Source organism: Belnapia rosea (genome assembly GCF_900101615.1).
GTDB lineage: Bacteria > Pseudomonadota > Alphaproteobacteria > Acetobacterales > Acetobacteraceae > Belnapia > Belnapia rosea.
In genome coordinates this window covers 26,004-45,185 of the sequence record NZ_FMZX01000008.1, presented here as the reverse complement: position 1 = coordinate 45,185, position 19,182 = coordinate 26,004, and the positions used below count along the sequence as shown (strand labels likewise).

Sequence of the window (19,182 nt, the reverse complement as noted above, 5' to 3'; positions counted from 1 at the left end):
GCACGCAGGGGCCCATCCAGGGTCCTGCGGGATCGCGCAGCGATGTCATGCGGGCAAAAAAAGGGGGCCGGTGGTGGTGGGCGTGACGCCCGCTACCAGCCGGCCCCAAGTGGCGATCAGGTGCCCAACCCCAGGTTGCGGCACAGATCACTGGGAGGAGACGTCCAAGGCCACTTGCCTGAACGAAGACAGTATACACCCTCACGATAACGTGAGAATGAGCCAATCATGAAGTTTTCTTAATTGAGGATTCATCAACCGGCAGCGGCGATTGCAGGCGACAGATGCACGCCCTGCCGCAGCAGAGCCTGCTGCATCGTCCGCACCGGTATGGCGCGCGGCTCCACCCCACTATCCGCGGCAAGCGCGGCGGCGATGCCGGCGGCCTGGCCGGTCAGCCAGCATTGCGGAATCTCGCGCAGGAAGGAGTGGCTGGTGGCATCGCAGGCAAGGTGCCGGCCGGGGGCGAGCAGCCCGTCCAGCGTCACGGGGACCAGGGCTCCATAGGGGATGGACACGTTCGGGAAGCGGGGCGAGAGGCTCGGCGAGACGCCGATCTCATCCGGCGCCACGCGCCCGTCCCAGAGCGCCCGGGTGACGGCGCCCATCCCGACCAGGCGGCGGGCATGGCGGACGCCGAGCTGGGGCGCGCTCAGCAGCGGCCAGGCGCCGGCGAAACCCGGGGCATGGGCCCGGTAGAAGGCGAGATGCGCCAGCATCAGGCGGTGGCTGCGGATCTCCACCTCCGTCTGGTCATCCACCTGCACGGCGGAGAAGCCGGTCATGCGCGGGCCCATGAAGAGGGCCACGTCGTTGCGCCAGGAGACGAAGGCCTTCTCGAAGAGGCCATGCGCCTCCCGCCCGCGCTGGAGGAAGGCGCCGAACTGCTCCGGCTGCTCGGCGCGCCAGCGGAGATAGGCCTCCATGTCGACGCCGCCGAACATCCAGCTGGTGTTGATGGCGTGATGGATGTCGGCCTCCTCGATATCGTCGGAGGAGGCGGCGCCGGCGCGGTGGAACAGGTCGCCATCGCTGGTCGCATCGACCACCACCCGGGCAAGGATGGCGCGGCGGCCCTGCTTGCTCTCGAAGATGGCGCCACGGACGGCATTCCCCTCCAGCACGGGCTGGGCGCCCCAGGCATGGAAGAGCGGCTCGGCGCTCGCCTCCACCACCATCTCGAGGGCCGCTGCCTTCATCCATTCAGGGTCCGCGGTTGGAGAATGGGTGACGATGCCGTGGAAGGCGGCGGTGCGCAGCGCCCACCAGGCGGCGGTCGCGGCATCCCGGCTGCCCCAGGCCTCGCGCGGCGGGCCGGCGATGGCGTCCCGCGGCAGGCGGGCGAGGTATTCCTCGGCGAAACCGCGAATGACAGGGGTGCCGGACCAGTCGGTCATCCGGTCGATCCAGATGACGAGGCCACCGGTGGACAGCCCGCCCAGATGGTTGTGGCGCTCGAGCAGCATGGTGCGGGCGCCAAGCCGGCCGGCGGCGACGGCGGCCGCGGTGCCGGCAGGGCCACCGCCGACGACCAGCACATCGCATTCCGCATGGATCGGGATGTCGCGCGCGGGCTCGGTGAGGCTGCGGCCGGTGACGCGGGGGTGGCGCCTGCGAGCGGAGCCGCCTGCCTCCACGCGGAAGGTCTCGCTCCGGAAGAAGAGGCGGCCATTCGGGGTGTCGCTCATGGCAGGGAGCCTAGGGGAGGGGGCTTCGTTGCGCTACACGGGGGCATGCGATCGATCCTGCTTCTGCTGTTGCTCGGGGCCTGCGCGGTGGCGCCGCCGCCGGCGCCACCGCTTGCCTATCCACCCGCTGCGCGGGAGCGGGTGGTGCGGATCGCGCTCGGCGAATGGGCCGATTGGGGGCGGGTGGTGACCGAGCCCGGGCAGCCCGCCGGCTCGACCGGGGCGGAGAGCGAGCCGGCCAATTTCCCCCGCGTGCTCGCCTACTGGCGGGCGGTGCCGCGCGACGAGGGGGCGATCGAGCGGAACCGGCGCCTCTATGCCGAGGCCCTGGCCGGGGCGGCGGATGGTGCCGCCTTGTGGCGGGAGCCCTACTGGTCGGCCGCCTTCATCTCCTTCGTCCTGGCGGCGGCGGGGGTGGACCGGCGGGAATTCCCGCCCTCGGCGGCGCATGCGGACTATGTCGATGCGCTGATCCGGGATGCCGCGGCCTTTCCGGCCACGGCGCCCTTCCTGCCGCGCCTGCCCTTCGAGGCTCCGCCGCGGCCGGGCGACCTGCTCTGCGCCGATCGCGGGCATGTCCCGATCACCGATTGGCGGCAGCGGGCGGCGGATGGCGGGCGGTTCCGGCCGATGCATTGCGACATCGTCGTGGGCGCCGGGGCCGGGGTGGTGGAGGTCGTCGGCGGGAATGTGCGGGACAGCGTGACTCTGACCCGTTTCCCCGCGGATGCGGCAGGCTATCTATTGCCGAGACCGCCGGGCGAGCCCGCGTGGTTCGCCCTCTTCCAGAGCCGGCTCGGCCGGCTGCCGCCATGGAGCCCCCTGTCATGACCGATCTGTTCGAACCGCTGACCCTGCGCGGCGTGACCCTGAAGAACCGCATCGGCGTCTCGCCCATGTGCCAGTATTCCTGCGCCGAGGACGGCAAGCCGACCGCCTGGCACTACCAGCACCTGCTCTCCCGCGCCGTGGGCGGGGCCGGGCTGACCATCACCGAGGCGGCGGCGGTCTCGCCCGAGGGCCGCATCTCGCCGGCCGATCTCGGCATCTGGGAGGATGGGCAGATCCCGTCGCACCGGATGCTGACGGCGGGGATCGCCGCCATGGGCTCCGTCCCCGGCATCCAGATCGCCCATGCCGGGCGCAAGGCAAGCCGGCTGCCCGCCTGGGAGCACGGGCCGGCCGAGCCCGGCTGGGTGACGGTGGCGCCGAGCGCCGTGGCCTTCCAGGGCTATGCCACGCCGCGGGCGCTGAGCGAGGCGGAGATCGAGGGGGTGATCGCCGATACCGTTGCCGCCGCGCGGCGCAGCATCGAGGCGGGGTACCGCTTCATCGAGCTGCATGCGGCGCATGGCTACCTGATGCACCAATTCCTCTCGCCGCTCTCCAACCAGCGCAACGATGGCTGGGGCGGGGATTTCGACGGCCGGGTGCGCATCGTCGAGGAAGCCACGCGCGCGGTGCGGGCGGCGATCCCCGATGAGGTGCCGCTCTGCGTGCGGCTGTCGCATACCGACTGGGTCGAAGGCGGCTGGACGACGGCGGAGACGGTGGCGCTCTCGGCCCGGCTGAAGGCGCTCGGCGTCGACATGATCGATGTGACCTCCGGCGGGCTGGATGCCCGGCAGCAGATCCCGGTCGGGCCCGGCTACCAGGTGCCGGGCGCGGTGGCGGTGCGCGAGGGTGCCGGCGTGGCCGTCGCGGCGGTGGGGATGATCACCGAGCCCGAGCAGGCGCAGGCGATCCTCAGTGAGGGGAAGGCGGACCTCATCCTGCTGGCGCGGGCGCTGCTGCGGGAGCCCTATTGGCCGATCCATGCCGCCGCGGCGCTGGGCCGGGCGGAGGCGCTGCAGGTGCCGCCGCAATACGAGCGCGGCCTGGCGACGCTCGGCAAGATGGGCCGCGATGCCGCCCTGGCCGTGCCCCTGCCGGGTCTCGGCTGATCCCACGCCGGCTATTTATCATCATTGCCAGCCAACTACGCCTCTCAGGCGTCCACGCCTGAGAGGCGTTCGCCCTAGTCCACGCTGGCACCGGAGATGCGGACCATCTCGGCCACCCGCGGCAATTCGCTGGTGAAGAAGGCGGCGAATTCCTCCGGCGTGCTGCCGACCGGCTCGTAGCCGAGCTGTTCCATCCGCTCCCGCGTCTGCGGGGTGCGGAGCGCGGTGGCCACCTCGCGGGCGATGCGCTCGACCGCGGGGGCAGGCGTGCCGGCCGGGGTGAAGAGGCCGAGCCAGCTGGTGAAGGCATAGCCGGGCAGCGCCTCGCCGATCGCCGGCAGATCGGGCAGCTGCGGCGAGCGGTCGCGCCTGGTGGTGCCGAGCGCCCGCACCTGCCCCGCCCGCACCTGCTGGATGGCTTCGACCGCCGGCGTGAACATCAGGTCGAGCCGGCCGGAGACCAGATCGGCCATCGCCGGCGCGCCGCCGCGATAGGAGGCCTGGGTGAAGCGCACGCCCGCCTGATGCTCGAACAGCGCGGCGGCGAAATGCTGCGAGCTGCCGGCGCCGGCGATCCCGCAATTCAGCCCGCCGGGCTTGGCCTTCGCGCGGGCGATCAGCTCCCCGACGGTGCGCACCGGCAGATCGGGATGCACCACCAGCAGGCAGGCGCTGAGCGCGATCAACGAGACCGGTGCGAAGTCGCGCACCACGTCGAAGGTGAGGTTGCGGTACAGCGCCGCATTCGTCGCGTGGGAGCCCATGGAGGCGACGACCAGCGTATGCCCATCGGGCGCGCTGCGGGCGACATGCTCCGTGGCGATGTTGCCGGCCGCGCCGGTGCGGTTCTCCACCACCACCTGCTGGCCGAGCCCGGCCGTGATCCCCTGTGCCACGACACGCGCGGTGGTGTCGGTGCTGCCGCCGGGGGCGAAGCCGACAATGAAGCGGATGGGGCGGTCGGGGCTCCAGGCGCCGGCCGGTTGCGCGCGGCCGGGCGCCGGGACGAAGGGGAGGGCGGCGAGGAGCGGGAGAAGGCGGCGGCGCTGCATGGGCTGGTTTCCTCCACGCGAGGCGTTGGCCGCCCCTGCTGCCGGCGACGATGGCCGATCGGGGCGGCCGGATCAACGCGGGTGGGGCTCGAGCGCCTTCCGTTCCCCTGGCTCGTGGAGTTCCCGGACAGGGTCTGCGGCACCGCCTCCATCGACCGCAGAAGAAGAAAGCTGTGGTGCTGGAGCATCCGACTGGGCGGCGCTGGCCTGAGCTTCCGGTTCCCGGCCGGGCGGCTATCCTCGCCGCTTTGCCGGGGGATGCAGGTTATGCCGAGCAGGCGGTCACTTATGCCGAGCAGGCGGTCGCGGTGGGGATCGGTCGGCTTCCGGCCCGGATAGACCGGCATGGCGATGACCCTCGACCAGCTTCGTGTCTTCGTGGCGGTGGCGGAGCGGCAGCATGTGACGCGGGCGGCGGAGGCGCTGAACATCGCCCAATCCGCCGCCAGCGCGGCCGTCGCGTCGCTCGAGGCCGGGCATGGCGTGCGGCTGTTCCACCGCGTCGGCCGCGGCATCGCGCTGACCGAGGCAGGGCGGCTCTTCCTGACCGAGGCGCGGGCTGTGCTGGCACGCGCCTCGGCGGCGGAGCTGGCGCTGGCCGAGTTGAGTGGGCTGGTGCGCGGCGTGCTCTCGGTGCAGGCGAGCCAGACCATCGCCAGCTACTGGCTGCCCCGCCATCTCGTTGCCTTCCGCCGGGCCTATCCCGGCATCGAGATCCGGCTGGAGATCGGCAATACCGCCCAGGTGGCGGCCGCGGTGCATGAAGGGCTGGCGGAGCTGGGCTTCGTCGAGGGGGCTGTCGAGGATGAGCAGCTGCTCGGCCAGGTGGTGGCGGCCGACCGGCTCGTCCTTGTCGTCGCACCGGACCACCCCTGGGCGACGAGCCCCGGCCTCAGCCTGCGCGAGGCGGTGGAGGGGGGCGAGTGGGTGTTGCGGGAGCGCGGCTCCGGCACCCGCTCCGCCTTCGAGGGGGCGCTGGCGGCAGTGGGGATCGCACCGGGCGCGTTGCGGGTCGCCCTCGAATTGCCCTCCAACGAAGCGGTGCGGGCGGCGGTGGAGGCGGGGCTGGGGGCGACGGTGATCTCCGCCTCCGTCGCCGTCGCGGGGTTGGAGGCGGGGCTGCTGCATCAGGTGCCGGTCGCGCTGCCGGAGCGGAGCTTCCATGCTCTCCGCCATCGGGAGCGGGCGCCGAGCCGGGCGGCCGAGGCGCTGCTGGCGCTGATCGGCCGGTAGCGTCAGGCGATGCCGAGCAGGCGGATCAGCCCGAGGGCGGCGGCGCCGAGGGCCAGCAGGGAGAGCACGACGGCGGCCGTGACGCGCCCGCCGGCGCGGGCCACCACCCGGACATCCACCCCGAGGCCGAGCGCGGCCATGGAGACGACTGTCAACACCCCCGCCAGGCTGGCGAGCGCCGGCTGGATGGCGGCCGGTACCAGGCCGAGGGTGCGGAGGGCGGCAAGGCCCAGGAAGCCGAGGATGAACCAGGGCACCAGCCGGTGCAGCGGGCGCTTCGCCGCCTGGTGCCGCTGCGACGCCAGCAGGGAGAGGGTCAGCACCACCGGGCCGAGCATCAGCACCCGCACCAGCTTGACCAGCATGCCGAGCTGGATGGCGAGCGCGCCGGCCGGGGCGGCGGCAGCCAGCACCTGCGGCACGGCATAGACCGTCAGCCCCGCCAGCATGCCCGTTTGCGGAGCGGAAAGGCCGAGCGTCGCCGCCAGCAGCGGCAGGCCGAGCACGACCAGCACGCCGAACACGGCGGTGAAGGCGATGGAGGAGGCAACCTCCTCGGCATCCGCGCCGATCACCGGGGCGACGGCGGCGATGGCGGAATTTCCGCAGATGGCATTGCCGCAGGCGACCAGGATGGCCATCCGAGGCGGCAGGCCGAGGCCACGGCCGATGGCATATCCGCCGGCGACCGCGAGGGCGACGAGGCCGAAGATAGCAAGGAGCAGGGCCGGGCCGACCGCGAGCAGGGCGGCGGCGCTGACCGAAGCGCCGAGCAGCACCACCGCCACCTCCAGCAGCGCCTTGGCACCGAAGGCAATGCCTGGGCGCCAGCGCTCGCCCGGCGCCCAGACCGTGCGCAGCGCGGTGCCGAGCAGGATCGCGATCACCAGCCCCTCGAGCCAGGCGTGGCCGAACAGGGCGGCCTCGACCTGTTCCAGCGCCAGCGCGGCCAGGGTGACGGCGAGGCAGAGCGACAGGCCGGGGAGGAGGCGGGCTGGGTTGGCGGCGGCACGGCTGGGCGGCAGGGCGAGGGTGAGGCTGGGCATGGCGGGCTTCTCCGATGGGGAGAAGCTGGGGCGCATGGATCGATCAATCTAATGGTGGTTTCGGATCGATTTGAGCGGATCAGGAGATTGATCCTGATGGCGGCCGAAACGCGGGTGTCGCGGAGCGCCTGCATGGCGGTCGGCGGGACCAACCGAGCCGGAGCGGGCACGAAAAAGGGCGGCTTGCGCCGCCCTTCGGGTCCGGTCTGGCTGTTTCTCCGACTGGTCAGCGGCCGGTGAGGATGCGCTCCACCAGTTGCTTCGCAGTCGGGATGAAGCCGTTGGAGTAGAACGGGTCCGAGGCGAAGCGGTAGGCGTTGTGGCCGGCGAACATCAGGTTGTTCTCGACCATCTGCGCGTCGTCATGGGTATGGGCGACATCCTGCAGGGTCTTCTGGATGCAGAAGCTGCGCGGGTCGGCCTTCTTGCCGTTGTCGAAGCTCGGTTCGTGCTGGGCCCAGTTCGAGAAGCGGCAGGAGGACAGGCAGCCCATGCAATCGACCTGGTCCTTGATGATCTCCGCCTGCTTGGCCGGCGTCACGAAGATCAGCGTGTTGTCGGGCGTGCGCATGGCCTCGGTGTAGCCGGCGGCCTCGAAGGCGGCGACCCGCTCGCGATCATGCGTGGTGAGCCACATGGGGCGGCGGCGGGGGCCGAAGGCGTATTCCGCCACATGATCGCCGACGGGCTCGGTGGAGTAGGCCACCTGGCGCTCGCTTCGCGCCTCCAGCTCCCGCAGGAAGTCGTTGCGGACGGCGCTGCTGTAGAAGCCGGTGGGGGAGAAGCGCTGCAACTGCACATCACCCTCCTTCAGCGTCAGCAGGCGCTGCTTCCAGGCCTCGGGGATCGGGCTTTCCTGGGTGAGCAGCGGGCGGGTGCCGAACTGGAAGGCGATCGGACCCAGCTCGGGGTTGTCGATCCAGTCCTGCCATTCCTCCAGCCACCAGACGCCGCCGGCCATGATGATGGGCACCTCGCCCAGGCCGAATTCGCGCATCTGCTGGCGGAGCTTGAGGACGCGGGGATAGGGGTCCTCAGGACGAAGCGGGTCCTCGCTGTTGGAGAGGCCGTTATGGCCGCCGGCCAGCCAGGGGTCCTCGTAGACCACGCCGCCAAGCCACTCGCGCGTCTTGTTGTAGCTGCGCTTCCAGAGGGCGCCGAAGGCCCGGCCTGAGGAGACGATCGGGTAGTAGAACACGCCGAATTCGCGGGCGATATCGGCCAGGCGATAGGGCATGCCGGCGCCGCAGGTGATGCCGTTGATGAGACCGCGGGCGCCTTCCAGCACGCCGCGGATGACGCGCTCGGCACCGCCCATCTCCCAGAGGATATTGGCATGGATACGGCCCTGGCCGCCGGAGCGCTCATGCGCCTCGCGGGCCTGGGCGATGCCGCCGGCGATGCCGTAGGCCACCAGCTCCTCATGCCGCTCGCGCCGGGTCTTGCCACGGTAGACCTGGCGGATAAGCCGGCCCTCGGCGTCGTAGCTGTCGGCATTGACAGCGGAGAAGGTGCCGACGCCACCGCCCGAGGCCCAGGCGCCGCAGGACGCCCCGTTGGAAACGGCGACGCCCTTGCCGCCCTCGACCAGCGGCAGGACCTCGCAGCCGCCCATGCGGATCGCGTTGATTGGCTTCACCCGAACGCCCTCAGTTCTGCTTTCAAGCCGTGCGATATGGTACTCATGGCGCCCGAGGGGAGACCCCCCGGGCACCACGAAGGGGTTATTCCGCCGCGTCGCTGCGCTCGCGCCGGGGACGCTCGCGCCGGGGCTCGCGGCTGCCTTCACCCTCCTCGCGGGGGCGGCGGGCGCCGACCTGCTCGGTGATATCGGCACCGGTGGCCTGATCGACCACCCGCATCGAGAGCTTCACCTTGCCGCGGTCGTCGAAGCCGATGACCTTCACCTTCACCGCGTCGCCGACATTGACGACGTCGGTGGTGCGGTTCACCCGGTCGTTCTGCAGCTCGGAGATGTGGACGAGACCGTCCTTGGCGCCAAGGAAATTCACGAAGGCGCCGAAATCGGCGGTCTTCACGACCTTCCCGTTGTAGATGGCGCCGATCTCCGCCTCGGCGGTCAGGCCACGGATCCAGTCGATGGCGCGCTGCGCCTGCTCGGTGCTGGTGGCCGCGACCTTGATGGTGCCGTCATCCTCGATGTCGATCTTGCAGCCGGTCTGCTCGGTGATCTCGCGGATCACCTTGCCGCCGCTGCCGATGACCTCGCGGATCTTCTCCTTCGGCACGTTGATCACGGTGATGCGCGGGGCATTCGCCGCCACGTCGCCGCGGGCGCCGGTCAGGCCCTTCGCCATCTCGCCAAGGATGTGGATCCGGCCGTCACGCGCCTGGGCGAGCGCCTGGCGCATGATGTCGAAGGTGATGGAGGTGATCTTGATGTCCATCTGGAGCGCAGTGATGCCCTGCTCCGACCCGGCCACCTTGAAGTCCATGTCGCCGAGATGGTCCTCGTCGCCCAGGATGTCGGAGAGCACGGCGAAGCCGCGATCCTCCTTGATCAGGCCCATGGCGATGCCGGCGCAGGGGCGCTTCAGCGGCGTGCCGGCATCCATCAGCGCCAGCGAGCTGCCGCAGACGGTGGCCATGGAGGAGGAGCCGTTGCTCTCGGTGATCTCCGAGACGACGCGGAGGGTGTAGGGGAACTTGTCCTTCTCCGGCAGCAGCGGGCGGAGGGCGCGCCAGGCAAGCTTGCCGTGGCCGATCTCGCGGCGGCCGGGGCTGCCCATGCGGCCGGTCTCGTTCACGCTATAGGGAGGGAAGTTGTAGTGGAGCATGAAATGCTCCCGGTACTCGCCCGGCAGCGCGTCGATGATCTGCTCGTCCTGGCCGGTGCCGAGGGTCGCCACGCAGAGCGCCTGGGTCTCGCCACGGGTGAAGAGCGCCGAGCCATGGCTGCGCGGCAGCACGCCGACCTCGGCCACGATCGGGCGGACGGTCTTGGTGTCGCGGCCGTCGATCCGCATGCCGGTCTCGAGGATGGCGTTGCGGACGACGTCGGCCTCGAGCTCCTTCAGCAGGCCCTTCGCCTTGTCGGCCTCGAGGCCCTCGGCGGCGAGCTGCTCGACCACGGCCCGCTTCGCGGCGGAGACCTTCTCCTGCCGAAGCAGCTTCTGCGTCTCCTTGTAGGCCAGCGCCATGGCGTCGCGGCCGAGCTCGGCGATGCGGCTCTTGAGCGAGGTCTCGGCCTCGGAGGGCTCGACCATCGGCCAGGGCTCCTTCGCGGCGCGCTCGGCGAGCTCGATGATGCCCTGGATGACCGGCTGGAAGCCCCGGTGGCCGAACTCGACGGCGCCGAGCATCACATCCTCGGACAGCTCCTGCGCCTCGGACTCGACCATCAGCACGCCTTCGGCGGTGCCGGCGACGACGAGCTCGAGCTTCGACTGCTGGCGCTGCGCCGCGGTCGGGTTCAGCACGTACTGGCCATCGATATAGCCGACGCGGGCGCCGCCCACCGGGCCGAAGAAGGGAATGCCGGAGAGGGTGAGGGCGGCGGAGCAGCCAACCAGCGCAACCATGTCCGGGTCGTTCTCGAGGTCATGCGACAGGACGGTCGCGACCACCTGGACCTCGTTGCGGAACCCGTCCGGGAAGAGCGGGCGGAGCGGACGGTCGATCAGGCGGGAGACCAGCGTCTCATGCTCGGAGGGACGGCCCTCACGCTTGAAGAAGCCACCTGGGATCTTGCCCGCGGCATAGGCCTTCTCCTGGTAGTTGACCGTGAGCGGGAAGAAGTCCTGGCCCGGCTTCACGTTGCGGGCGCCGACCACGGTGCAGAGCACGATGGTGTCGCCAAGGCGGGCCAGGACGGCGCCATCGGCCTGGCGGGCGATCTTGCCCGTCTCGAGCGTCAGGAGCTGACCGCCCCAGGCGATATCCTTGCGGTAGTAGTTTTCGAACATGCGTCGTTCCTTCTCCGGGCGGCGCCCGGGGCCGGCCCATCGGGGGCCGGCATGCTGCGAGACCGGAGGCGCCATCGGGGCGGTCCGGGGTGCGACGCGGAGGGGTGGCAGTCTGGCCGATCGCCCGGTATGGGCGGGTCTTCGGCGCTTCGGGCTGCATGGAGTGCGAGACTTCCGCCGGGAAGGAGGAGGAAGGCTGCCCCCGTCGCCGGGGATCCATGTGGCCGGAAACGCCGTTGCCGCCCCTGACAAGAGGGGTGACGGCTGTCCTGTCAGCCCGCCGCGTGCGGCGGTCGGCCGACATGCCCGCCCCATCGGGCAGGAATCGGCCTCACGGCGGTGATATGGCGCGGCCGGGCGTGGATTGCCATGGAAATCTGCGCCCGGCCGCGAATCGGTGGATTAGCGGCGGAGGCCCAGGCTGCCGATGAGCCGCTCGTAGCGACCCTGGTCCTTCTTCTTCAGGTAGTCCAGCAGGCCGCGGCGCTGGCCGACCAGCACGAGCAGGCCGCGCCGGCTGTGGAAGTCCTTGGCGTGGGTCTTCAGGTGATCGGTCAGGCCCGAGATGCGCTCGGAGAGCAGGGCGATCTGCACTTCCGGGCTGCCGGTGTCACCCGGCTTGGTCGCATACTGGGTAATGAGCGCCAGGCGGCGCTCCGCAGGAATAGCCGACATCGGGTTGTTCTCCGTATTGGCCGCCCCCATTCGGGGGTTCGGCGGTTCAAGCGACCGGCTGCAGACCTTCCTGCGAGACCAGGCGCTCCGCCCGCATCAGGCCGGAGTCCAGGCGGCAGAGCCCCACGAACCGCTCCCCCGCCATGGCGCGAACCAGGCCCCCGTCGGGGCTGGCGGCACCCGGAATGCGGCCCATGAGATCGACCAGGCTGAAAGCCTGGCCTTGCATGAGTCGCATGGCCTCCGCCTCGGTGAGGGCCAGCGCCGGGATGTCGGCCAGCGCGGTCGCCACGGGAAGCAGGAGGTCCAGGGAAGGAGGCGGCGTATCGCCGGAACCGCCGAGCTTGTCCAGCGGAATTGCGGCCGCCTCATGGAAGGGACCGACCCGCATGCGCCGCAGCGCGGCGATATGGCCAACCGTGCCGACGGCCCGCGCCAGGTCTCGCGCAAGGGAGCGCATATAGACGCCCTTGCCGCTCTCGACGAGGAAGACGGCGGTGTCGGCATCGGGCCGGGATTCCAGCTCGAAGCGGTCCACCCGGGCGGGGCGGGGCTGCAACTCGACGATCTGGCCCTCGCGCGCCAGGTCATAGGCCCGCTCGCCGCCGAGCTTGATGGCGGAATAGATCGGCGGGATCTGCATGATGTCGCCGATGAAGGCGGGCAGGGCGGCGCGGATCGCCTCGTCTGTCGGGCGGGCCTCCGAGGTTTCGATGGTCTTGCCATCGGCATCGTCGGTGTCGCGCAGGTCGCCGAAGCGGAGGGTGAAGCGGTAGGACTTGGTGCCGTCCATCACATAGGGGACGGTCTTGGTCGCGGTGCCGAGGGCGATCGGCAGGACGCCGGTGGCCAGCGGGTCGAGCGTGCCGCCATGGCCGCATTTCTGCGCATCGAAGGCGCGCTTGACCTTGGCGACGACATCGGTGGAGCCGATGCCCGAGGGCTTGTCGATGATCAGCCAGCCATCGACGACGCGGCCCTTCGGCTTGCGGTGGCGATGGTGGCGGGGCTTGCCGTTGGCTGACATCTAGATGGCCTCGGGAGGGACAGGGCGCGGCCGGCCATGGGCATCGAGCGCGACGAAGGTGAAGACGGCGGAGGTGACGCGGACGGAGTCTTCCGACACCTGGCTGCGGCGCCAGGCCTCGACGCGGATGCGGAGGGAGGTGCGACCGGTCGAGATCACCTCGGCATAGAGGCTGACCTCGTCGCCGACCTTGACCGGGGCATGGAAGCTCATCGCCTCCACCGCGACCGTCGCGCAGCGGCCATGGGTGCGCCGGCCGGCGGCATTGCCGGCGGCGAGGTCCATCTGCGACATCAGCCAGCCGCCGAAGATGTCGCCTGCCGGGTTGGTGTCGCCAGGCATGGCGATGGTGCGGATGCGCGGCTCCCCAAGTGGCGGGGCGGTCGGGGGCGTATCCGTCACGCCTCCTCCTCCGGCTTCGGGGCGAGATCGCGGGCGACTTCCGGCTGGCGGAGGGCGCGGTCGATCTGCATGGCGTAGTCGAGCGCCGTATCCTGCTGGAAATGCAGATCCGGCGCCGCGCGCAGCCGGACCTGCTTCGCCACCTGGGTGCGGAGCCAGGGGGCGACGCGGCGGAGGGCGCGCATCTGCGCCTCCGGCAATTCACGTCCGAGGCCGCTGACGAAGGCGGTCATGTGCTTGAGGTCGGGAGAGGCGCGGACCTCGGTCACCGTCACATGCAGGCCGGCGAGGTCCGGGTCGCGGAAATCGGCACGGGCGAAGACGGTGGCGAGGGCGTGGCGCACCTCTTCCGCGACGCGCAGCTGGCGCTGGGAGGGGCCGGCGGCAGGGCCGGCGGAATGCTTGGGCATTGGTCGTCCTTCGGGGGGATGGAACCCGCTGCAATAGCGAAGGGGCGCGGCACCTTGCGGCGCCGCGCCCCCGGAAAGGGTGGAGGCGGCGCCGTCAGGTGGCGGCAACCATCTCCGTCTCGTAGCACTCGATCTGATCGCCGACGCGGATGTCGTTGTAGTTGGCGAAGCTCATGCCGCACTCGTAGCCGTTGGTCACCTCGCGGACATCGTCCTTGAAGCGGCGGAGGGTCGAGAGCTCGCCCTGGTGGATGACCACGCCGTCCCGCAGCAGGCGGACGCCGCAGCCACGCCGGACCACGCCCTCGGTGATGCGGCAGCCGGCGACGTTGCCGATGCGCTTGACCTCGAAGACCTGGAGGATCTGGGCATAGCCGAGGAACTTCTCGCGCTGCACCGGGGCGAGCTTGCCCTTGTACAGCTTCTCGATGTCGTCCGAGACCTCGTAGATGATCGAGTAGTAGCGGATATCGACGCCATCCCGCTGCGCCATCTCGCGCGCCTGGGTGGTGGCGCGGACATTGAAGGCGACGATGACGGCGCCCGAGGCCTTGGCGAGCTGGACGTCGCTCTCGGTGATCTGGCCGACCGCCGAGTGCAGCACGCGGACGCGCACCTCCTCGTTGCCGAGCTTGCCGAGGGTGACGCCGATCGCCTCCGCCGAACCCTGGACATCGGCCTTGACGACGACGGCCACCTCCTTCTGCTCGCCCAGCTGGACCCGGGCCAGCATCTCGGCCAGGGTCCCCCGCCCGGCGGTCGCGGCCGCCGAGGACTTCTCGCGCAGCTTGCGCTGGCGGAACTCGGAGATCTCGCGGGCGCGGGTCTCGTCCTCCACGGCGACGAAGGGCTCGCCGGCCGTCGGCACGCCGCCGAGGCCGAGGATCTCGATCGGCAGGCTGGGGCCGGCGGTCTTCAGCTGGCGGGCCTTGTCGTCGAGCATGGCGCGGACGCGGCCCCATTCGGAGCCGGCGACCACGATATCGCCCTGGTTGAGCGTGCCCTTCTGCACCAGCACGGTGGCGACCGGGCCGCGGCCGCGATCCAGCCGGCTCTCGATCACCGTGCCTTCGGCCGCCCGGTTCGGGTTGGCGCGGAGGTCCAGCACCTCGGCCTGCAGGGTGATCGCCTCGAGCAGCTTGTCGAGGCCGATCTTCTGCGTGGCCGAGACCTCGATCTCCTGGGTGTCGCCGCCGAGGCTTTCCACCACGATCTCGTGCTGCAGCAGCTCCTGCCGCACGCGGTCGGGGCGGACGCCAGGCTTGTCGATCTTGTTGATGGCAACGATGATCGGGACATTCGCCGCCTTGGCGTGGTTGATCGCCTCGATGGTCTGCGGCATCACGCCGTCATCCGCCGCGACGACCAGCACGACCATGTCCGTCACCGAGGCGCCGCGCGAGCGCATGGCGGTGAAGGCGGCGTGGCCCGGCGTGTCGATGAAGGTGACGCGGGAGCCGTCCGGCACCGTCACCTGATAGGCACCGATATGCTGGGTGATGCCGCCGGCCTCATGCGCCGCGACATCGGCCTTGCGCAGCGCGTCCAGCAGGCTGGTCTTGCCGTGATCGACATGGCCCATGATGGTGACGACGGGCGGACGCGGCAGCATGTCCGTATCCGTGTCGGTCGCGCCCTCGATACCGAGCTCGACATCGCTCTCGCTGACGCGCTTCACCCGGTGGCCGAACTCCTGCACCACCAGCTCGGCGGTGTCGGCGTCGATGCTCTGGGTCAGCGTCGCCATGACGCCCATGCGGAACAGCGCCTTCACCACCTCGCCGCCACGGGCGGCCATGCGGTTGGCGAGCTCCTGCACGGTGATCGTCTCGGGCAGGACCACGTCGCGCACCACGCGCTCGGTGCCGGCACGGAGGCGGGCGAGCTCCTGCTGGCGACGCTCGCGCTCGCGGGCGCGGCGCATGCTGGCGATGGAGCGGCTGCGGTCGTCCTCGCCCTCGATGGCAGCCTGGACGTCGATGCGGCCGCCGCGGCGGTCGGCGCCGGGGCCCTTCTTGACGGCGGCGAGCACCGGCTTCTTGGCGGGGGCCGCCACGCCACCCGGGCGGCGGGCGGCGGCGCGGCGCGCCTCATCCTCCTCCTCGGCGGTGCGGGCGCGGAGCGAGAGCTTCGCGGCCGGCGAGGTGGCGCCGGGCGCGGCTGGCGCAGCGGCCGGCCGGCGGGCGGCGGCGATCTGCGCCGGGGTCAGGCTGGGCTTGGGAGCCGGGGCTGCCGGCTGCGCGGGCGCAGCCGGGGCGGCGACCGGAGCCGGCGCGGGCGGCGCCTCCTCGGCCGGGGCTGCCGGCTTCGGGGCAACGGCGGCGGCGATGGCGGCCTTGCGGGCCTCCTCGGCGCGGCGCTGCTCCTCCTCGGCCTGAAGGCGGGCTTCCTCCTCGGCGCGGGCAGCGGCCTCCTCGGCCTGGCGGCGCTCCTCCTCCTCGCGGCGGCGGGCCTCCTCGGCGGCGGAGCGGACCATCAGGGCCTGGCGCTCACGCTCCTCACGCTGGCGCTGGGCCTCGAGGCGGCGCTGCTCCTCCAGCACGCGCTGGCGGGTGGCGAGCTCGGCCTGGGTGAGGGGGCGGCCAGCGGCGGGCGCACCACCGCGGGAGGCACCGCCCTGAGGGCGGTTGCCACCAGACCCGCCGGGGCGGTTGCCGCCCGCATTAGGGCTGGCTTGCGGCGTGGGCGCCGGCGGGCGGGTGCCCGGCGTGACCACGCGCTTCTTCACCACCTCGACCTGAACGGTCTTGCTGCGGCCGTGGCTGAAGCTCTGGCGGACACTGCCGGCATCCACCGTCTTGCCCAGTTCCAGGCGGCCTCCGGCCGGCCTGAGGCTCAGCCTGCTCTTCGCCGCATCCTGGTCGTTCTGGTCACTCATGCGCTGATCCGAACCCGATCCGTCTGACGTCATTGCCGTCCATGTCACTGCCGACGCGAGAACTCGCGCCGGATAATTCCTAATCCGCCGAGGTGCCGGCGAGGCCGGCTAATCGTGCGGAGTCCACCACGATGGCCTCGGCCAGCCGTCCGGGCGCAATCGCCACATGAACGGCATGGTCCCGGCCGAAGATGCCGCCGAGGATATCGGCCGACAATGGCGCCACGACCGGCAGCCCAGATCCGCCGACATGCTTCGCCCGCTCCCTTGGGCTGCCGTCGGAGGCTTCCATCAACAGCCCGGCCTTGCCGGACCGCATCCATTCCCGCACCGAATCACGGCCGCAAACGGCCTGTCCGCCGCGCCGGGCAAAGCCGACGAAATCGCGGAGCCGGCGCTTCAGGCCGTCCTCGATCCGCGCGCGAAGGTCAGGGGGCAGTTGCACGGTGCCGCGTGCCGCCCTCGAGAAGGCGCCGCGCGTCAGGGCGCGTTCTAACACATCGGCCTTGGCCGACAACCACATTCCCCGGCCGGGCAGCTTGCCGGCGAGGTCTGGCACCAATTCGCGATCGGGACCGAGCACGAAGCGGATCATCCGCTCCTTCGGCTGGGTCTCCCGGGTGACGAGGCAGCGGCGGATCGGGCCCCGTTCGGGCTCCTCCGCCTCTGCCGCTTCGGCTAGCGCCGGCTCATGCTGGGGGGCCGTCTGCATTCGTGCCGTCCTCGGCGAACCAGTGTTCGCGCGCTGCCATGATGACGGCGTTCGCCGTCTCCTCGTCCATGGCGTCGGCGCCGACGATTTCGATCAGCTCGTCCGAGGCGAGGTCGGCCAGGTCGTCCAGCGTCTTCACCCCTTTCTCGCCGAGGGCCACGAGCTGGCTCGGGTTGAAGCCACCGATCTCGGCGACCGCATCCTCGACGCCCATCTCGCGCCGGCGCTCATCCAGCTGCGTGTCGCGGTGCTCGAGCCAGGATTCGGCCCGCCGCTTCAATTCGGCCGCGACGCTCTCGTCGAAACCTTCGATCTCGGCCAGTTCATCGTCCTCGACCGAGATGATGTCCTCGACCGAGGTGAAACCCTCGGTCACCAGCAGCCCGGCAATGACATCGTCCACATCCAGCGCCTCGACGAAGAGGCCGGAGCGCTTGCGGAATTCCTCCTGCCGGCGTTCCGATTCCTCGGCCTCGGTCAGGATGTCGATGTCCCAGCGGGTGAGCTGCGAGGCGAGGCGGACGTTCTGGCCGCGACGCCCGATGGCAAGCGACAATTGGTCATCCGGGACGACGACTTCAACCCGCCGGGCGTCGTCGTCGAGCACGACCTTGGTGACCTCGGCGGGTGCGAGGGCGTTCACGACGAAGGTGGCATTGTCGCCGGACCAGGGAATGATGTCGATTTTCTCGCCCTGCAGCTCCTGCACCACCGCCTGGACGCGGCTGCCGCGCATGCCGACGCAGGCGCCGACGGGATCGATGCTGGAGTCGCGGCTGATGACGGCCATCTTGGCGCGGCTGCCAGGGTCCCGCGCCACCGCCTTGATCTCGATGATGCCGTCATAGATCTCGGGCACTTCCTGGGCGAAGAGCTTGGCCAGGAAGCCGGGATGGGTGCGGCTGAGGAAGATCTGCGGGCCGCGGGGCTCCTCGCGCACGTCGTAGATATAGGCGCGCACCCGGTCGCCGTTCTTGAAGGCCTCGCGGGGGATGGTCTCGTCCCGGCGCAGCAGGGCCTCGGCCCGGCCGAGATCGACCATCAGGTTCCCGTATTCGGTGCGCTTCACCGTGCCGTTGATGATCTCGCCGACGCGGTCCTTGTACTCGTCGAACTGCTTCTTGCGCTCGACCTCGCGCACCCGCTGCACGATGACCTGCTTCGCGGTCTGGGCGGCGATGCGGCCGAAATCGATGGGCGGCAGCGGGTCGATGATGAACTCGCCGGCCTGGATGCCGGGCTTGAATTTCTGGGCGATGCGGAGGGGGATCTGCGTCGCCTCGTTCTCGACCGGCTCCTGGTCGACGACCTCGGTCCAGCGGGAGAGGCGGACCTCGCCATTGCGGCGGTCGATGACGGCGCGGATGTCCTTCTCGTGGCCGTATTTGGCGCGACCGGCCTTCTGGATGGCCTGCTCCATCGCCTCCAGCACCTCGTCGCGCTCGATCATCTTCTCACGGGCGACGGCATCGGCGACCTGCAGCAGCTCCGGACGCGCGATGGTGATGTCGACAGCCATGGCGTCAATTCCTCCTGGCGGGCGTGGGGTCTTCGGATGCCGGATCCTCGGCATCCTCCTGTTGGTCGGGGAGGCCGGCTGCGGCGGCGGTGGCCTCGATCAGGGCGTCGGTCAGCACCAGCTTGGCACGGCGGATATTGCTGCGGGGAACGGCGATGTCCTGGCCATCCTCGAGGCGCATGCGAGCGGTCTCGGCATCGGCGCCCAGGATGACGCCGCGGAAGCGCTTGCGGCCATCCTGCGGCACCATGAGGTCCATGGTGGCGAGGTGTCCGGCGTAGTTGACCCAATCCTTTGTCCGGGTCAGCGGACGGTCGATGCCGGCCGAGGAGACTTCGAGAGACCACTCGCCCTTGATCGGGTCCTCGACATCCAGCACGGCGCCGACGGCATGGCTGATCGCCTCGCAATCCTCGACGCGGAAGGGTGCGCCATCGGCACGGTCGGCCATGATCTGCACCACCGGCCGTTCCTTGCCGCTGACCTGCACGCGCACGAGCTCATAGCCCATATGCTCGATGGTGGGCGCCACCGCATCGACGATGCGGGCTTCAAGGCCTTCATGCTGGGGGCGTTCGCTGGACAAAAACAAAAAAGGCGGCCCGTGAAGGCCACCCCCCTGAAAATCGGATGGTGATGTTGCCGTGACTATAGGCATTGCGCCTTTCGGC

General features: G+C 70.6%; 16 protein-coding genes. 3 read left to right on the top strand and 13 right to left on the bottom strand.

Annotated elements, in window-relative coordinates; all coding sequences use genetic code 11:
* Positions 1-254 precede the first annotated feature (254 nt).
* On the bottom strand, positions 255-1,688 hold the full coding sequence (locus BLR02_RS14985; protein ID WP_090663770.1) for an FAD-dependent oxidoreductase: 1,434 nt from the start codon (positions 1,686-1,688) through the stop codon (positions 255-257).
* Between the two features lie 45 nt (positions 1,689-1,733).
* On the opposite strand from BLR02_RS14985, the gene BLR02_RS14980 reads away from it, so the two are divergent.
* Positions 1,734-2,519, top strand: coding sequence for a DUF2272 domain-containing protein (locus tag BLR02_RS14980; protein WP_090663769.1), 786 nt, complete (start codon positions 1,734-1,736; stop codon positions 2,517-2,519).
* Positions 2,516-3,631: an NADH:flavin oxidoreductase/NADH oxidase gene (locus BLR02_RS14975; protein ID WP_090663768.1), complete on the top strand. Its 1,116-nt coding sequence runs from the start codon at positions 2,516-2,518 to the stop codon at positions 3,629-3,631. The genes BLR02_RS14980 and BLR02_RS14975 overlap by 4 nt, the downstream gene beginning before the upstream one ends.
* 74 nt (positions 3,632-3,705) lie before the next feature.
* Here the strand turns inward: BLR02_RS14975 and BLR02_RS14970 are convergent, their stop codons facing one another.
* Positions 3,706-4,683, bottom strand: coding sequence for a Bug family tripartite tricarboxylate transporter substrate binding protein (locus BLR02_RS14970; RefSeq protein WP_090663767.1), 978 nt, complete (start codon positions 4,681-4,683; stop codon positions 3,706-3,708).
* 351 nt (positions 4,684-5,034) lie between these two features.
* Here BLR02_RS14970 and BLR02_RS14965 point away from each other — a divergent pair, with 351 nt between their 5' ends.
* Positions 5,035-5,916 carry a LysR family transcriptional regulator gene (locus tag BLR02_RS14965; protein WP_090663851.1) on the top strand — a complete coding sequence of 294 codons (882 nt, stop codon included), beginning with the start codon at positions 5,035-5,037 and terminating at the stop codon, positions 5,914-5,916.
* Positions 5,917-5,918: 2 nt separating this feature from the next.
* Here BLR02_RS14965 and BLR02_RS14960 read toward each other — a convergent pair whose 3' ends face one another.
* The 11 genes from BLR02_RS14960 to rimP form a co-directional block, all read right to left on the bottom strand.
* A complete protein-coding gene (locus BLR02_RS14960) occupies positions 5,919-6,962 on the bottom strand; it encodes a YeiH family protein (RefSeq protein WP_090663766.1) in 1,044 nt (347 codons plus the stop codon).
* Between the two features lie 226 nt (positions 6,963-7,188).
* A complete protein-coding gene (locus BLR02_RS14955) occupies positions 7,189-8,601 on the bottom strand; it encodes an NAD(P)H-dependent flavin oxidoreductase (RefSeq protein WP_090663765.1) in 1,413 nt (470 codons plus the stop codon).
* 85 nt (positions 8,602-8,686) lie between these two features.
* Positions 8,687-10,888 carry a polyribonucleotide nucleotidyltransferase gene (gene pnp, locus BLR02_RS14950; protein ID WP_090568577.1) on the bottom strand — a complete coding sequence of 734 codons (2,202 nt, stop codon included), beginning with the start codon at positions 10,886-10,888 and terminating at the stop codon, positions 8,687-8,689.
* 402 nt (positions 10,889-11,290) lie between these two features.
* Positions 11,291-11,563, bottom strand: coding sequence for a 30S ribosomal protein S15 (gene rpsO, locus BLR02_RS14945; RefSeq protein ID WP_090568694.1), 273 nt, complete (start codon positions 11,561-11,563; stop codon positions 11,291-11,293).
* A 46-nt stretch (positions 11,564-11,609) separates the two neighbouring features.
* Positions 11,610-12,590 carry a tRNA pseudouridine(55) synthase TruB gene (truB, locus tag BLR02_RS14940; RefSeq protein ID WP_090663764.1) on the bottom strand — a complete coding sequence of 327 codons (981 nt, stop codon included), beginning with the start codon at positions 12,588-12,590 and terminating at the stop codon, positions 11,610-11,612.
* A complete protein-coding gene (locus BLR02_RS14935) occupies positions 12,591-12,932 on the bottom strand; it encodes an acyl-CoA thioesterase (RefSeq protein ID WP_090568697.1) in 342 nt (113 codons plus the stop codon).
* A gap of 56 nt (positions 12,933-12,988) precedes the next feature.
* Positions 12,989-13,402, bottom strand: a complete 414-nt coding sequence (gene rbfA, locus BLR02_RS14930) for a 30S ribosome-binding factor RbfA (RefSeq protein WP_090663763.1) — start codon at positions 13,400-13,402, stop codon at positions 12,989-12,991.
* A gap of 94 nt (positions 13,403-13,496) precedes the next feature.
* Positions 13,497-16,280, bottom strand: coding sequence for a translation initiation factor IF-2 (gene infB / locus BLR02_RS14925; RefSeq protein WP_090663762.1), 2,784 nt, complete (start codon positions 16,278-16,280; stop codon positions 13,497-13,499).
* A 79-nt stretch (positions 16,281-16,359) separates the two neighbouring features.
* Positions 16,360-16,992 carry an RNA-binding protein gene (locus BLR02_RS14920; protein ID WP_090568590.1) on the bottom strand — a complete coding sequence of 211 codons (633 nt, stop codon included), beginning with the start codon at positions 16,990-16,992 and terminating at the stop codon, positions 16,360-16,362.
* Positions 16,970-18,511 carry a transcription termination factor NusA gene (gene nusA / locus BLR02_RS14915; RefSeq protein ID WP_090568593.1) on the bottom strand — a complete coding sequence of 514 codons (1,542 nt, stop codon included), beginning with the start codon at positions 18,509-18,511 and terminating at the stop codon, positions 16,970-16,972. The genes BLR02_RS14920 and nusA overlap by 23 nt, the downstream gene beginning before the upstream one ends.
* A gap of 4 nt (positions 18,512-18,515) precedes the next feature.
* Positions 18,516-19,097 carry a ribosome maturation factor RimP gene (gene rimP, locus BLR02_RS14910; protein ID WP_245704794.1) on the bottom strand — a complete coding sequence of 194 codons (582 nt, stop codon included), beginning with the start codon at positions 19,095-19,097 and terminating at the stop codon, positions 18,516-18,518.
* Positions 19,098-19,182: the final 85 nt, after the last annotated feature.

Coding starts and splice junctions, on each gene's coding strand:
- BLR02_RS14980 (WP_090663769.1), top strand. CDS start 1,734: ATGCGATCGATCCTGCTTCTGCTGTTGCTCGGGGCCTGCGCGGTGGCG.
- BLR02_RS14960 (WP_090663766.1), bottom strand. CDS start 6,962: ATGCCCAGCCTCACCCTCGCCCTGCCGCCCAGCCGTGCCGCCGCCAAC.
- BLR02_RS14920 (WP_090568590.1), bottom strand. CDS start 16,992: ATGCAGACGGCCCCCCAGCATGAGCCGGCGCTAGCCGAAGCGGCAGAG.
- BLR02_RS14975 (WP_090663768.1), top strand. CDS start 2,516: ATGACCGATCTGTTCGAACCGCTGACCCTGCGCGGCGTGACCCTGAAG.
- pnp (WP_090568577.1), bottom strand. CDS start 10,888: ATGTTCGAAAACTACTACCGCAAGGATATCGCCTGGGGCGGTCAGCTC.
- BLR02_RS14970 (WP_090663767.1), bottom strand. CDS start 4,683: ATGCAGCGCCGCCGCCTTCTCCCGCTCCTCGCCGCCCTCCCCTTCGTC.
- BLR02_RS14965 (WP_090663851.1), top strand. CDS start 5,035: ATGACCCTCGACCAGCTTCGTGTCTTCGTGGCGGTGGCGGAGCGGCAG.
- rbfA (WP_090663763.1), bottom strand. CDS start 13,402: ATGCCCAAGCATTCCGCCGGCCCTGCCGCCGGCCCCTCCCAGCGCCAG.
- BLR02_RS14935 (WP_090568697.1), bottom strand. CDS start 12,932: ATGCCTGGCGACACCAACCCGGCAGGCGACATCTTCGGCGGCTGGCTG.
- BLR02_RS14985 (WP_090663770.1), bottom strand. CDS start 1,688: ATGAGCGACACCCCGAATGGCCGCCTCTTCTTCCGGAGCGAGACCTTC.
- rpsO (WP_090568694.1), bottom strand. CDS start 11,563: ATGTCGGCTATTCCTGCGGAGCGCCGCCTGGCGCTCATTACCCAGTAT.
- truB (WP_090663764.1), bottom strand. CDS start 12,590: ATGTCAGCCAACGGCAAGCCCCGCCACCATCGCCACCGCAAGCCGAAG.
- infB (WP_090663762.1), bottom strand. CDS start 16,280: ATGAGTGACCAGAACGACCAGGATGCGGCGAAGAGCAGGCTGAGCCTC.
- nusA (WP_090568593.1), bottom strand. CDS start 18,511: ATGGCTGTCGACATCACCATCGCGCGTCCGGAGCTGCTGCAGGTCGCC.